The organism is Streptomyces sp. MNU76 (assembly GCF_020982545.1).
Lineage (GTDB): Bacteria > Actinomycetota > Actinomycetes > Streptomycetales > Streptomycetaceae > Streptomyces.
In genome coordinates this window covers 458467-472917 of the sequence record NZ_JAJKLK010000022.1, presented here as the reverse complement: position 1 = coordinate 472917, position 14451 = coordinate 458467, and the positions used below count along the sequence as shown (strand labels likewise).

Below are 14451 nucleotides of genomic sequence, written 5' to 3'. Positions count from 1 at the left end.
GACCTCAGTCGCCCCGCTGCTCCCCGAGTCCCACCGCGCGGCCGTCCTCGTCCCACCGGATCTCCAGGATCCGTAGGACGGCGTCACGGTCGAGGGGTCCGAACACATGGGGGAACAGGACGTCCTTGCCGACACCCGGCGGCGGGGCGGGAGCGGCCGCCTCGAACTCCACCTTGGCGTCCAGCCGCGCCTCGTCGATGACCAGCACGTGCAACGGCTTGGGCGTGTCCCGGTAGAAGGCGTTGACGACGGCCAGGGTCGTCGCCTCATCCGGCGAACAGTGGACGAAACCGTCCTCCGGGAGCGACGCGGGGGCGTACGCCTGGTCGGTTCGGGCGTTCCAGGCATCAAGGGATACGACGTGGTAGATCACAGGCCGGTTATACAGCAGCGCCGACGGGCGCGCCGGGCCACTGACCTTCATCGGTTCAGGCCCGCATCCCAGGCTCCCGTGCCCATGGAGGTCCGGGGGGCACGGTCGTCGAACGTGGCGGGACCGACTGGCCGATGCCCTGACCAGCGATCTCACGTGCTGGCCCCCGACTTCGACCCCGCCGCCGACATCACCCACACCACCGAACCCGGCCCCGAGCCCCCACCCCTGCTCCAGCCGCCGGGCATCACCACCCGACACCCGGCACTGCGCTCGATGCCGTGACCGAGGAGGCCGATGCCGCAGTTCGAGGGCGGCGGGAACAGGCCCGCCGCCCTCACCCCTCCCGCCGTCAGTTGAGCCGCCGCAACCGGCGCCCACGACTCTCGGCGATCCGGAGTGCGTCGCCGAGGGCCTCGGTCAACCTCTCGGCCAGAAAACAGAGTTCACCGTGAGGGATGCCCGGCAGCAGGGCGTGGGCGAGGAGTTCCGTGCCCATGCTGAGCTGGATGGATTCGGTGCTGTCGGCGATTCGGGAGATCGGTCCGCCTTGGTCGTCGGTGATGACGTAACAGGGCTTGCCCTCCAGGCCGGCCCAGGGGAGCAGTCGTACCTCGCCACCGGGTCGCTCGGACGCTTCGGTGTCGGCTTCCGCTTCCGGCTCCATCACGCGACCTCCGTGCCATGGATCCAGTACGGCCCGGGCATGTCGAACCCCATCGCCGCCATGGCGGGTTCGCGGCGCCGCCGCCGTTGCTCATGGGCTGTGACGTACGGGCGTACGGCGACGGTGGCGGAGCCGTCGAGGGGCGTGGCTAGGCCATATGGGCTGCGATGGGCGGGGAGTGAGGTGTCGGGGCTGGGGAGGGGCGATCGGTTCTGGACGCGGGTGGAATCCGGAGCCAAGCTGCCCTCCACCACCCACCTCAAGACTCGCTTCGACGCCTCGAACGCCACCGTGCAGAAGGCACTCCAACTCCTCAAGGGCGAGGGCCTGGTGGTGGGGCGGGCCGGAGCCGCGGTCACCGTTCGAGAACACCGTCAGCGCACCATGCGGCCCGCCGCGTTCATGGCACCGGCTGCGCCCGGGGAGTCCTACCGCTGGCTCACCGAAGCGGCCAAGCACGGCACGAGTGCCCGCAGTGACTTGCTGGATGTGGTCGAGTGCTGTCCGCCCGCCGACGTCCGCGCGGCCCTCGGTCTACCCGAGGGCGGCTTGGCGCTGCTCCGCTGCCAGTTGCTCCTCATCGACGACGAGCCCGCTGAACTCGTGCGGTCGTACTACCCGTTGGACATCGTCCGCGATACGGCGATGATGGATCGCCGCAAGACCAAGGGCGGTACTCCCGCCCTTCTCGCGGACTTGGGTCATCCACCCCGTCGCAGTGTGGACCGCGTCTCCGCGAGGATTCCCACCCAGGACCAGTACCAGGCGCTGAACCTTCCCGCCACGCCGGGCCGGGCCCGTACTCGGCACGAGCCCGCCCCGCGTCCGCGCTCAGTCCATGTGCCGGAGCGGCTCCGCCCCTGTCTCCCTGAGGAACTCCCTCAAGACCCGGGCGAGACGCTCCGGCTGATCCTCGGGGACCAGCGTGGAGGAGTCGGCGATCTCGACCAGCCGGCCCTTCGGATACAGCTCTGCCAGCCGGGGGCCGTGCTCGCGCGGCATGAGGCGGTCCTCGGTCGCCCATACGACCAGCACGGGGCGGTCGTACTCCCGCAGGCGCTCGCTCCATTCCAGCAGCGTCGCCCGGCCGGGAGCCGACGTGGCGAACTTCGCGAAGTCCCGGCGGACGGCCCTGCTCCGGGTCGCCGGGCCGAACCAGTCGGCCATGATCTCGGGCGGGATCCCGCGCAGGCTCATGCCGCCGTACCCGCCGCGGTGGTCACGGAACGCCGGAACCCGCATCAGCCGGGTGAGCAGCCAGACCCCGCCGGGGATCCCGCACACCTTGGCCACGGCCTTGGCCGCTCCCGGCGGGAAGTTGTCGAACGCCTCGCAGGCCACCAGCACCAGCCGCCCGACGCGGTGGTCCCGCTCCTCGGTCACCAGGAACTGGCCGCCACCCCAGTCGTTGAGGACGAGCGTCACGTCCTCCAGGCCGAGCCGTTCCACGAACTCGCCCAGCAGTCGTGCCACACCCCGGTGCGACAGGTCGGCGTCCGGGTGCATGGGCCGCCGATGGCCACCGAGCGGCAGGGTGGGCAGGACGCAGCGGTACCCGTCCAGCAGCGGTACGACCTTGCGCCACTGCGTCTCGTTCATCGGCAGACCGTGGCTGAACACGAGCACCGGCCCCTCGCCTCCGGTGTCCTGGTAGTCGATCGTCCCGGCGGACAACTCGATGTGCGGCACCCGTACCCCCGTCGGTCAGGTCTCCCGCCCACGGACGGGCGGGGATCCCCCCTCACGTTAGGGAGACGGGTGGGTCAGGCCAAGACACGGGCCGCCAGACAGCGGCTCACCCCGGCACCCCGCCCCTCGCCCCGCCTTCCCCGCCCCATCTGCGTCCGTACCGCCCCCATGCTCGCTCCGATGACCAGGGCGATCGCGAGGGCCTCGACGGTGGTGAGGGCCTGGTCGAGGATGAGGAAACCGGCGGTGGCGGCGATCGCGGGCTCCAGGCTCATGAGGATCGCGAAGGTGGGGGCGGGCAGCCGGCGCAGGGCGAGGAGTTCGAGGGTGTAGGGCAGGACGGAGGAGAGCACGGCGACGGCGGCGCCCAGGGCGAGCGTCGTCGGATCGACGAGCCGGCCCCCCGATTCGACGATCCCCAGCGGCAGGAACAGCACCGCCGCGACGCCCATGGCCAACGCCAGCCCGTCGGCCTGCGGGAACCGCCGACCCGTACGCGCGCTGAAGACGATGTACAGGGCCCACGCCAAGCCGGCGGCGAGGGCGAAGGCGATGCCCAGCGGGTCGAGGCCGCCGACGCCTCCGCCTCCCCCGAGCAGGAAGACGCCGCAGAGGGCCAGCCCGGCCCACACCAGGTTCACCGCACGCCGGGACGCGAGGACGGAGAGCGCCAGCGGGCCGAGCACCTCCAGGGTGACGGCGAGGCCGAGGGGGATACGGGCGACGGCCTGGTAGAAGAGGCCGTTCATCGCGGCCATGGTGACGCCGAAGGCGATCACGGTCCCCCAGTCGGTCCGCGAGTGCCCGCGCAGCCGGGGGCGGCAGATCACCAGCATCACCAGCGCGGCCACCGCGAGCCGCAGCGTCACCACCCCGAGCGCCCCGGCGCGCGGCATCAGCGTCACCGCGAGCGCCCCGCCGAACTGCACCGAGATTCCCCCGGCCAGCACCAGCCCGACGGGCCCGAGGGAACCCAGCCCGCGCACGCGGCGAGAGCCGCCGGAGACGGAGGTGGCGTCGGAGACGGAGCCGGAGACGGGTACGGGGTCGGCCGAGGGTGCGGCCGCGGCGACGGGCGCGGACTGTTCAGCACGGGGGAGTGTCACGTCGTTCAGTATGTAGGACTTGAAAGTGCAAGGCAATGGACTAATTCAGGTCTGTAGTCGCTGTCACTCCTTACCTTGATGGCTTCGATCCCGGGCCGCGGCCCCCGAATACGTCCCGCAAAAATGCAAGCACGCTTGATTGTTTATCTGTCCGCTGCCATGCTCCCTCCATGGCCGACCCCACGCCCGTGATCGATGATCTCCGTGCCGAGAGTGAGGAACTCGACCTGCTCGTGGCCGAGTTGAGCCCGGAGCGGTGGGCGCTCGCGACGCCCGCGCCCGGCTGGACCGTCGCCCACCAGATCGCCCACCTCGCCTGGACGGACCACTCCTCCGTGCTGGCGGTGACCGACCAGGCCGCCTTCGCCCGCGAGGTCGAGAGCGCGCTGACCGCGCCCGGCGACTTCGTGGACCGGGGCGCCGAGGAAGGCGCGGAGAAGCCGCCCGCCGAGCTGCTCGCGGACTGGCGGGCCGGCCGCGAGGCCCTGGAGGCCGCCCTGCGCGCGGCACCCGAGGGCGCGCGGTTCCCCTGGTACGGCCCGCCCATGTCCACCGCCTCCATGGCGACCGCCCGCCTCATGGAGACCTGGGCCCACGGCCTGGACGTCGCCGACGCGCTGGGCGTCCCCCGGATCAGCCCCGGCGACCGCCTCCGGCACATCGTCCGACTCGGTATCCGCACCCGCGACTTCGCCTTCGGCGTGCACGGGCTGACCCCGCCCTTCGAGGAGTTCCGCGTCGAACTCACCAGTCCTGAAGGTGAGTTGTGGGCGTACGGCCCCGAGGACGCCACCGACCGTGTTCGCGGTCCCGCCCTCGACCTCTGCCTCCTGGTCACCCAGCGCGCCCACCGCGCCGACCTCGCCCTCCACACCGAGGGTTCCGACGCCGACCGCTGGTTGGACATCGCCCAGGCCTTCGCGGGCCCCCCGGGCACGGGGCGCGCCGCGAAGGGGGCCACCCCGTGACGGCGGCCGCCCTCCGCATCGGCAACGCCTCCGGTTTCTACGGCGACCGCTTCGACGCCATGCGCGAGATGCTCACCGGCGGCGAACTCGACGTCCTCACCGGCGACTACCTGGCCGAGCTGACCATGCTCATCCTCGCCCGCGACCGCCTGAAGGACCCCGCCGGCGGGTACGCCCGCACGTTCCTGCGCCAGCTGGAGGAGTGCCTGGGGCTCGCGCACGAGCGCGGCGTGCGGATCGTCGCCAACGCCGGCGGCCTCAACCCCGCCGGACTCGCCGACACCGTACGGGAGTTGGCGGTCCGCATCGGCATCCCCGTCCGCGTCGCGCACGTCGAGGGCGACGACCTGACCGCCGTCCCCCACGCCCGACTTCGCTCGGCCGAGGGGACCCCCCTCCCCGACAGCCTCGCCGCCCACGCCTACCTCGGCGGCTTCGGCATCGCGGCCTGTCTGCGGGAGGGCGCCGACGTCGTGGTCACCGGCCGGGTCACGGACGCGGCCCTGGTGACCGGACCCGCCGCCGCGCACTTCGGCTGGGGGCCCGGGGAGTACGACCGCCTCGCGGGCGCGGTCGTCGCCGGGCACATCCTGGAGTGCGGGGCGCAGGCTACCGGCGGCAACTACGCGTTCTTCCACGAGTCCGCCCCGGCCGCCCTGCGCCACCCCGGCTTCCCCCTCGCCGAACTCCACGCCGACGGCACGGCCGTGATCACCAAACACCCCGGCACCGGCGGTCTCGTCGACGTCGGCACGGTCACCGCGCAACTCCTCTACGAGACGGGCGGCGCCCGGTACGCGGGCCCCGACGTCACCGCCCGCCTCGACACGATCACCCTCACCCAGGACGGCCCCGACCGGGTCCGCGTCCGCGGCGTGCGCGGCGAGGCCCCGCCCCCGACCCTCAAGGTCGGCCTCAACCGGCTCGGCGGCTTCCGCAACGAGGTCACCTTCGTCCTGACCGGCCTGGAGATCGAACGCAAGGCCGCTCTCGTCCGCGATCAGCTGGAGACCGCGATCGCCGCCGCCAAGTGCCGTCCCGCGCACGTGGACTGGGAGCTGTCCCGCACCGACCGGCCCGACGCCCGTACCGAGGAGACCGCCAGCGCCCTCCTCCGGCTCGTCGTGCGCGACCCCGACCAGAACACCGTCGGCCGGGCCCTCAGCGGGGCCGCCGTGGAGCTGGCCCTCGCGAGCTACCCCGGCTTCCACGTCCTGGCACCGCCCGGAAAGGGCGCCCCCTACGGCGTGTTCGAGGCGGCCCACGTCGGCCAGGACACCGTGGAGCACCTCGCCGTCCTCCACGACGGCCGCCGGGTCCCCGTACCTCCGCCCGACGACCACCTCGTCCTGCGGCCCGTCGACGAGCCGCCGCTCCCGGAGCCGCTGCCGCAAGGGCTCCCCAGCCGCCGCGCCCCCCTCGGCCTCGTCGCCGGCGCCCGCAGCGGGGACAAGGGCGGCAACGCCAACATCGGCCTCTGGGCCCGCACGGACGAGGCGTGGCGGTGGCTGGCCCACACCCTCACCACCGACCGGCTCCGCGCGCTCCTCCCGGAGACGGCCGACCTGCCGGTCACCCGGCACACGCTGACCAACCTGCGCGCCCTCAACTTCGAGATCGTCGGCATCCTCGGCGAGGGCGTCGCCTCGCAGGCCCGCTTCGACCCCCAGGCCAAGGCCCTCGGCGAATGGCTCCGCTCCCGCCACCTGGACATCCCGGAGGTCCTGCTGTGACCGTCCGCCGCCCGGACCTCCCGGGGGTTCTGCTGTGACCGCCCGCCACCTGGACATCCCGCAGGGCTCTCCGGCGACCGCCCGCCGCATGGACACCCCGGAGGTCCATCCGTGACCGCCCGCCGCATGGACACCCCGGAGGTCCCGTGACAGTCCGCCGCCCCCACCTCGAGGAGGCCCTCCGGTGACCGTCCTCGCCTCCGCCCTCGACCCGGGCGCCCCCGACCACGTCGCGAACCGCGAGGCCATGCTCGCCCGGCTCGCGGAACTCGACGCCGAGCACGCGAAGGCGCTCGCGGGAGGCGGCGAGAAGTACACCGCCCGCCACCGGGGACGCGGCAAGCTCCTCGCCCGCGAGCGCATCGAACTGCTTCTCGACCCCGACACCCCCTTCCTGGAGCTGTCCCCGCTCGCCGCCTGGGGCAGCGAGTACACGGTCGGCGCCTCGCTCGTCACCGGCATCGGGATCGTCGAGGGCGTCGAGTGCCTGATCACCGCCAACGACCCGACCGTACGCGGCGGCGCGAGCAACCCGTGGAGCCTGAAGAAGGCCCTCCGCGCCAACGACATCGCGCTCGCCAACCGCCTGCCCTGCATCAGCCTCGTCGAGTCCGGCGGCGCCGATCTCCCCTCCCAGAAGGAGATCTTCATCCCCGGCGGCGCGATCTTCCGCGACCTCACCCGGCTCTCCGCCGCCGGCATCCCCACCGTCGCCGTCGTCTTCGGCAACTCCACCGCAGGTGGCGCGTACGTCCCCGGCATGTCCGACCACGTGATCATGGTCAAGGAGCGGGCGAAGGTGTTCCTCGGCGGCCCGCCCCTGGTCAAGATGGCCACCGGCGAGGAGAGCGACGACGAGTCGCTGGGCGGCGCCGAGATGCACGCGCGCGTGTCGGGCCTCGCGGACCACTTCGCCGTCGACGAACCGGACGCCCTGCGCCAGGCCCGCCGGGTCGTCGCCCGCCTCAACCACCGCAAGGCGTACGCCGATCCGGCCCCGGCCGCGCCCCCGAGGTACGACCCGGAGGAACTGCTCGGCGTCGTCCCCGGCGACCTGAAGGTGCCCTTCGACCCCCGCGAGGTCATCGCGAGGATCGTCGACGCCTCCGACTTCGACGAGTTCAAGCCCCTCTACGGCACCAGCCTCACCACCGGCTGGGCCGGCCTGCACGGCTATCCCGTCGGCATCCTCGCCAACGCCCGAGGGGTCCTCTTCAGCGAGGAGTCCCAGAAGGCCGCCCAGTTCATCCAGCTCGCCAACCAGCGCGACATCCCCCTGCTCTTCCTGCACAACACCACCGGCTACATGGTCGGCAAGGAGTACGAGCAGGGCGGCATCATCAAGCACGGCGCGATGATGATCAACGCGGTGAGCAACAGCCGGGTGCCCCACCTGTCCGTCCTCCTGGGCGCGTCGTACGGCGCCGGCCACTACGGCATGTGCGGCCGCGCCTACGACCCCCGCTTCCTCTTCGCCTGGCCCAGCGCCAAGTCCGCCGTGATGGGCCCGCAGCAACTCGCGGGCGTCCTGTCGATCGTGGCCCGCCAGTCGGCGACGGCCAAGGGACAGCCGTACGACGAGGACGCCGACGCCGCGCTGCGCGCGATGGTGGAGCAGCAGATCGAGTCCGAGTCACTCCCGATGTTCCTGTCCGGACGGCTGTACGACGACGGGGTCATCGACCCCCGCGACACCCGCACCGTCCTCGGCCTGTGCCTGTCCGCGATCCACACCGCCCCCTACGAGGGCGCCCGTGGCGGCTTCGGCGTCTTCCGGATGTGAGGTTGTCTCCCTTGATGACTCCTGTGATGTCTCCCGTGACCGCACCAGTGATCCAGACGATCGACTCCGTCCTCGTCGCCAACCGCGGCGAGATCGCCTGCCGCATCTTCCGCACCTGCGCCGACCTGGGCATCCGCACGGTCGCCGTGCACTCCGACGCCGACGCGAACGCCCTGCACACGCGCACGGCCGACACGGCCGTACGGCTGCCGGGCGCGGCCCCCGCCGACACCTATCTGCGCGGCGACCTGATCGTGAAGGCCGCCCTCGCCGCCGGCGCCGACGCCGTCCACCCCGGCTACGGCTTCCTCTCCGAGAACGCGGACTTCGCCCGTGCCGTCCAGGACGCGGGCCTCGTCTGGATCGGCCCGCCCCCCGAGGCGATCGAGGCGATGGCGTCCAAGACCCGCGCCAAGGAACTCATGGGCCTGGCGCCCCTGGACGCGGCCGAGGTCACCGAGGACGACCTGCCGGTCCTGGTGAAGGCGGCGGCGGGCGGCGGCGGACGCGGCATGCGCGTCGTACGCCACCTGACAGACCTGCCCGCCGCCCTGGAGAGCGCCCGCGCCGAGGCCGCGAGCGCCTTCGGCGACGGCGAGGTCTTCGTCGAGCCGTATCTGGAGAACGGCCGTCACGTCGAGGTCCAGATCCTCGCCGACACCCACGGCACCGTCTGGCCGCTGGGCACCCGCGACTGCTCCCTCCAGCGCCGCCACCAGAAGGTGATCGAGGAGGCCCCGGCCCCCGCGCTGCCCGACGCGCTCACCGAGGAACTCCACACGCTGGCCGTACGCGCCGCGCGCGCCGTCGACTACGTCGGCGCGGGCACCGTCGAGTTCCTCGTCTCCGCCGGCCGGGCCCACTTCCTGGAGATGAACACCCGCCTCCAGGTCGAACACCCGGTGACCGAAGCCGTCTTCGGCCTCGACCTGGTCGCCGAACAGATCCGCGTCGCCGAGGGCCACGCCCTGCCCGCCGACCCCCACCCGCACGCGGCCACGCGATCGAGGCCCGCCTCTACGCCGAGGACCCGGCCCGCGACTGGACCCCACAGACCGGCCCCCTGCACCGACTGGCCGTCCCCGGGGGCGTCTCGTACGGCATCCGCCTGGACACCGGCTACGAGGACGGCGACACGATCGGCGTCCACTACGACCCCATGCTCGCCAAGCTGATCGCCCACGCCCCCACCCGGGCGGAGGCCATCCGCAGGCTGGCGGGCGCCCTGGACCGGGTGACGATCCACGGCCCGATCACGAACCGTGCCCTGCTGGTGAACTCCCTGCGCCACGAGGAGTTCACGTCCGCCCGCATGGACACGGGCTTCTACGACCGCCACCTCGACGCCCTCACCACCAAAACCCCCGACCCGCACGCCCCGCTGGCCGCCGCCCTCGCGGACGCCGTCGCCGGGGGCGACCCCCGCTTCGGCGGCTGGCGCAACGTGCCCTCCCAGCCCCAGACCAAGCGGTACCTGATGGCGGGGAGGAGCACGAGGTCCACTACCGCCACACCAGGACCGGCCCGGAGGCGGACGGCGTCCGAGTCGTCCACGCCGACCCCGGGCGCGTGGTCCTCGAAGTGGACGGCGTCCACCGAAAGTTCGAGGTGACCCGCTACGGCGACGACATCCACGTCAACGCCACCCCCTCACCGCCCTCCCCGCTTCCCCGACCCCACCAGCCAACAGGCCCCCGGCTCCCTCCTGGCCCCCATGCCGGGCACGGTCGTACGCGTGGCGGAAGCCTTGAAGCCAGGCTCAGCGGTGGAAGCGGGCCAGCCTCTCCTCTGGCTGGAGGCAATGAAGATGGAACACAAGATCACGGCCCCGGCAGCGGGAACGCTGACGGCCCTGCACGTGGCTGTAGGACAGCAGGTCGAGATGGGCGCACTACTGGCCGTGGTCCAGGACACGCCCTAGGGGCGCGGGGCTGTGTCGATATGCGGCTCCGCCGCGCGGGCGCGACCAGCCACAACCCACCCGCACCCGCCTCCCAACGAACGCACCCTCCCCTTAGGAGCCCCCAGATGTCCCCGGTCCTCGAATCCGAAGAACACAAAGCCCTACGAGCCGCAGTCTCCGCCCTCGGAAGACGCTACGGCCGCGACTACATAGCCACGATCAACAAAGAGGGCCGCCACCCCGACGAACTCTGGTCCGAGGCCGCCAAACTCGGCTACCTGGGCGTCAACCTCCCCGAGGCCTACGGAGGCGGAGGCGGCGGCATCACCGAACTCTCCATCGTCCTGGAGGAACTCGGCACCGCGGGCTGCCCCCTCCTCATGCTGATCGTCTCCCCGGCGATCTGCGGCACGGTGATCGCACGCTTCGGTACGGAGGCCCAGAAACAAGCCTGGCTCCCCGGACTCGCCGACGGCTCACGCCTCATGGCCTTCGGCATCACCGAACCCGACGCCGGCTCCAACAGCCACCGCATCACCACCACAGCCCGCCGATCCGCCGGAGGCGACTGGCTGCTCACGGGCCGCAAGGTCTTCATCTCCGGCGTCGACCGGGCGGACGCCGTCCTCATCGTCGGCCGCACCGAGGACGCCCGCACGGGCACCCTCAAGCCCTGTCTCTTCATCGTCCCCACGGACACCCCCGGCTTCGAGTACCGCCGGATCGACATGGAACTCCGCGCCGCCGAGAAGCAGTTCGAGCTGACCTTCGACGACATCCGGCTCCCCGCCGACGCCCTGGTCGGCGACGAGAACGCCGGCCTCCTCCAGCTCTTCGCCGGCCTCAACCCCGAGCGGATCATGACCGCCGCCTTCGCCATCGGCATGGCCCGCTACGCCCTCGCGAAAGCCGTCGAGTACGCCCGCGACCGCACGGTCTGGCGCCAGCCCATCGGCGCCCACCAGGCGATCGCCCACCCCCTCGCCCAGTCCCACATCGAACTCGAACTGGCCCGTCTGATGACGCAGAAGGCGGCCCACCTCTACGACGCGGGCGACGACGCGGCGGCCGGCGAGGCCGCCAACATGGCCAAGTACGCGGCGGGCGAGGCCTGTGTGAAGGCTGTCGACCAGGCCGTGCACACCCTCGGCGGCAACGGCCTCACCGCCGAGTTCGGTCTCGCCTCGCTGATCACGGCCGCGCGCGTGTCTCGTATCGCGCCGGTGAGCCGGGAGATGATTCTCAACTACGTCTCCCACCAGACCCTGGGCCTGCCGAAGTCGTACTGACGGGCACCGTGTGGCGCGAGGAGGAACCATGTTCCGCAGCGAGTACGCAGACGTCCCACCCCTCGAACTCCCCATCCACGACGCCGTCCTGGGCCGCGCCGCCGAGTTCGGCGAGCTGCCCGCGCTGATCGACGGAGTCGACGGCACGACGCTCACGTACGAACAACTGGACCGCTTCCACCGGCGACTCGCGGCCGCGTTCGCCGAGGCGGGCGTCCGCAAGGGCGACGTCCTCGCCCTGCACAGCCCCAACACGATCGCCTATCCGACGGCGTTCTACGCGGCCACCCGCGCGGGCGCCACCGTCACCACCGTGCACCCGCTGGCCACCCCCGGTGAGCTGGCCACACAGCTCCAGGACTCCGGGGCGAGCTGGATCGTCACGGTCTCACCGCTGCTGGAGACCGCCCGCGCCGCCGCCGAACGTGTCGGCGGCGTACGGGAGATCTTCGTCTGCGACAGCGCCCCCGGCCACTGCTCGCTGATCGACATGCTCGCCTCCGCCGCGCCCGAACCGGCTGTCGACATCGACCCGGTGACGGACCTCGCGGCCCTCCCGTACTCCTCCGGCACGACCGGCGTCCCCAAGGGCGTCATGCTCACCCACCGGTCCATCGCCACCAACCTCGCCCAGCTCGAACCGGTCATGCCGGCCGGCCCCGGCGACCGCATCCTCGCCGTCCTGCCGTTTTTTCACATCTATGGCCTCACCGCCCTGATGAACGCCCCGCTGCGGCTCGGCGCCACGGTCGTCGTCCTGCCCCGCTTCGACCTGGAGGGCTACTTCAAGGCGATCGCGGACCACCGCATCACCCACCTCTACGTGGCCCCGCCGATCGTCCTCGCCCTCGCCAAACACCCGGCCGCCGAGCGCTACGACCTCTCCACGGTCCGGCACATCCTCTCCGCCGCCGCGCCCCTCGACGCGGGGCTCGCCGCAGCCTGCTCCGCCCGCCTCTCCCTGCCGCCCGTCGTCCAGGGCTACGGCATGACCGAACTCTCCCCCTGCTCCCACCTGGTCCCCCTCGTCCAGGCCGCCGTGGCGCCCCCCGGCACCGTCGGCAAACTCATCGCCGGCACCGAGATGCGGATCGTCTCCCTCGACGACCCCGGCAAGGAGGTCGGCGTCGGCGAACCCGGCGAGATCGTCATCCGGGGCCCGCAGGTCATGAAGGGCTACCTGGGCCGCCCCCAGGCCACCGCCGACATGATCGACTCCGACGGCTGGCTCGCCACCGGCGACATCGGCCATGTGGACGCCGACGGCTGGCTGTATGTCGTCGACCGGGTCAAGGAGCTGATCAAGTACAAGGGGTTCCAGGTCGCCCCCGCCGAACTCGAAGCCCTCCTCGTCACCCACCCCGGCATCGCCGACGCCGCCGTCATCGGCCACTACAACGACGACGGCAACGAGGTCCCGCACGCCTTCGTCGTCCGCCGGCCCACCGCGCGGGACCTCTCCGAGGGCGAGGTGATGATGTACGTCGCCGAACGCGTCGCCCCCTACAAACGCGTCCGCCACGTCACCTTCATCGCCGACGTGCCCCGCGCCGCCTCCGGGAAGATCCTCCGCCGCGAACTCAGGGACCGCCTGTGACCGACCTGATCCACCGTGCCCACGACCGGGGCATCACCACCCTCACCCTCGACTCCCCGGCCAACCGCAACGCCCTCTCGGCGAGGCTGGTGGGGGAGCTGTCGGGCGCGCTCACCCGGTGCGGCGAGGACGACGACGTACGCGCCGTCGTCCTCACCCACACCGGGAACACGTTCTGCGCGGGCGCCGACCTGCGCGACCCGCCCGACCCGAAAGCCATGGTCACGCTGCTCCGCCAGATCCTCGAACTGCCCAGCCCCGTCGTCGCCCGCGTCACCGGCCACGTCCGCGCGGGCGGCCTCGGCCTGCTCGGCGCCTGCGACATCGCCGCCGCCGGGCCCGAGGCCACCTTCGCCCTCACCGAGGTCCGGATCGGCGTCGCCCCCGCCGTCATCTCCCTCACCCTGCGCCCCCGCACCGACCCGCGCGCCCTCGCCCGCTACTACCTCACCGGCGAGCGGTTCGGCCCCGCCGAGGCCGCCCGTATCGGCCTGCTCACGGCCGCCGGGGACGATGTCGACGACGTCCTCGCCCCCGTCCTCGACGGACTGCGCCGGGCCTCCCCGACCGCCCTGGCGGAGACGAAACGCCTGCTCACGACTAAGGTGCTGGAGAACTTCGACCTGGACGCGGGTGATCTGACCAACCTCTCGTCCCGGCTGTTCGCCTCCGCCGACGCCCGCGAGGGCATGACGGCGTTCCTCGAAGGACGGGACCCGGAATGGGTGTTGTGAGCATGACGGAAACAGGCCCGGGCGTGGATCGCGGCCCCAAGCAGGACCGCAGCCGCGTCACCCGTCAGCGCCTCCTGGAAGCCGCCGTCGCCTGCCTCGCCGAACACGGCTGGGCCGGCTCCACCGTCTCCGTCGTCGCCGAACGCGCGGGCGTCTCCCGGGGCGCCGCCCAACACCACTTCCGCACCCGGGAGGATCTCTTCACCGCCGCCGTCGAGTACGTCGCCGAAGAGCGCTCCCTCGCCCTGCGCGCCCTCTTCCCCGAGGGCGCCGCCGACCGCCGGGCCGTCGTCGCCGCCGTCGTCGACCTCTTCACCGGCCCCCTCTTCCGCGCCGCCCTCCACCTCTGGGTCGCCGCCTCCAACGAGGAGCAGCTCCGCTCCCGCGTCACCGAACTCGAAGCCCGCGTCGGCCGCGAGACCCACCGCATCGCCGTCGACCTCCTGCGCGCCGACGAGACCGTCCCCGGCGTCCGCGAAACCGTCCAGGGCCTCCTCGACATGGCCCGCGGCCTCGGCCTCGCCAACCTGCTCACCGACGACACCGGCCGCCGCGACAAGGTGGTGGCCCAGTGGGCGGCTCTCCTCGACGAGAAACTCGGCTGAGCCG

At 72.3% G+C, this 14451-nt stretch carries 13 protein-coding genes and 2 pseudogenes; 10 read left to right on the top strand and 5 right to left on the bottom strand.

Annotated elements, in window-relative coordinates; genetic code table 11:
• Positions 1-4: 4 nt before the first annotated feature.
• On the bottom strand, positions 5-373 hold the full coding sequence (locus E4N62_RS37280; protein WP_230221655.1) for a DUF952 domain-containing protein: 369 nt from the start codon (positions 371-373) through the stop codon (positions 5-7).
• A gap of 156 nt (positions 374-529) precedes the next feature.
• On the opposite strand from E4N62_RS37280, the gene E4N62_RS48285 reads away from it, so the two are divergent.
• Positions 530-658, top strand: a complete 129-nt coding sequence (locus tag E4N62_RS48285) for a hypothetical protein (RefSeq protein WP_268270208.1) — start codon at positions 530-532, stop codon at positions 656-658.
• A 67-nt stretch (positions 659-725) separates the two neighbouring features.
• On the opposite strand, the gene E4N62_RS37275 is transcribed toward E4N62_RS48285, so the two are convergent.
• Positions 726-1040, bottom strand: a complete 315-nt coding sequence (locus tag E4N62_RS37275) for a hypothetical protein (RefSeq protein WP_230221743.1) — start codon at positions 1038-1040, stop codon at positions 726-728.
• Entirely contained in the window at positions 1040-1279 is a 240-nt protein-coding gene (locus tag E4N62_RS37270; protein ID WP_230221653.1) for a hypothetical protein, read from the bottom strand. Before E4N62_RS37270 ends, E4N62_RS37275 begins: the two co-directional genes overlap by 1 nt.
• On the opposite strand from E4N62_RS37270, the pseudogene E4N62_RS37265 reads away from it, so the two are divergent.
• A pseudogene (locus E4N62_RS37265) lies at positions 1164-1844 on the top strand (GntR family transcriptional regulator); the annotation flags it as partial. The gene E4N62_RS37270 and the pseudogene E4N62_RS37265 sit on opposite strands and share 116 nt — an antisense overlap.
• 27 nt (positions 1845-1871) lie before the next feature.
• Here the strand turns inward: E4N62_RS37265 and E4N62_RS37260 are convergent.
• Together E4N62_RS37260 and E4N62_RS37255 are read right to left on the bottom strand one after the other, a co-directional pair.
• On the bottom strand, positions 1872-2729 hold the full coding sequence (locus tag E4N62_RS37260) for an alpha/beta fold hydrolase (RefSeq protein ID WP_230221650.1): 858 nt from the start codon (positions 2727-2729) through the stop codon (positions 1872-1874).
• Positions 2730-2803: 74 nt separating this feature from the next.
• Positions 2804-3715: a DMT family transporter gene (locus E4N62_RS37255; RefSeq protein WP_230221741.1), complete on the bottom strand. Its 912-nt coding sequence runs from the start codon at positions 3713-3715 to the stop codon at positions 2804-2806.
• A gap of 290 nt (positions 3716-4005) precedes the next feature.
• On the opposite strand from E4N62_RS37255, the gene E4N62_RS37250 reads away from it, so the two are divergent.
• The 8 genes and pseudogenes from E4N62_RS37250 (at position 4006) to E4N62_RS37215 (ending at position 14447) form a co-directional block, all read left to right on the top strand.
• Positions 4006-4803, top strand: a complete 798-nt coding sequence (locus E4N62_RS37250) for a TIGR03084 family metal-binding protein (RefSeq protein WP_230221648.1) — start codon at positions 4006-4008, stop codon at positions 4801-4803.
• Between the two features lie 59 nt (positions 4804-4862).
• The gene (locus E4N62_RS37245; protein ID WP_230221739.1) at positions 4863-6536 is read left to right on the top strand and encodes an acyclic terpene utilization AtuA family protein; all 1674 of its coding nucleotides are present in this window, start codon (positions 4863-4865) and stop codon (positions 6534-6536) included.
• A gap of 184 nt (positions 6537-6720) precedes the next feature.
• Positions 6721-8319 carry a carboxyl transferase domain-containing protein gene (locus E4N62_RS37240; protein WP_230221646.1) on the top strand — a complete coding sequence of 533 codons (1599 nt, stop codon included), beginning with the start codon at positions 6721-6723 and terminating at the stop codon, positions 8317-8319.
• Positions 8320-8345: 26 nt separating this feature from the next.
• Positions 8346-10240, top strand: a pseudogene (locus E4N62_RS37235) (biotin carboxylase N-terminal domain-containing protein).
• Between the two features lie 107 nt (positions 10241-10347).
• Positions 10348-11511: an acyl-CoA dehydrogenase family protein gene (locus E4N62_RS37230; protein ID WP_230221643.1), complete on the top strand. Its 1164-nt coding sequence runs from the start codon at positions 10348-10350 to the stop codon at positions 11509-11511.
• Positions 11512-11539: 28 nt separating this feature from the next.
• Complete coding sequence (locus E4N62_RS37225) at positions 11540-13108, top strand: 4-coumarate--CoA ligase family protein (protein WP_230221641.1); 1569 nt, start codon at positions 11540-11542, stop codon at positions 13106-13108.
• A complete protein-coding gene (locus E4N62_RS37220) occupies positions 13105-13842 on the top strand; it encodes an enoyl-CoA hydratase family protein (RefSeq protein ID WP_230221639.1) in 738 nt (245 codons plus the stop codon). The genes E4N62_RS37225 and E4N62_RS37220 overlap by 4 nt, the downstream gene beginning before the upstream one ends.
• On the top strand, positions 13830-14447 hold the full coding sequence (locus E4N62_RS37215; protein ID WP_184892657.1) for a TetR/AcrR family transcriptional regulator: 618 nt from the start codon (positions 13830-13832) through the stop codon (positions 14445-14447). Before E4N62_RS37220 ends, E4N62_RS37215 begins: the two co-directional genes overlap by 13 nt.
• Positions 14448-14451 lie beyond the last annotated feature (4 nt).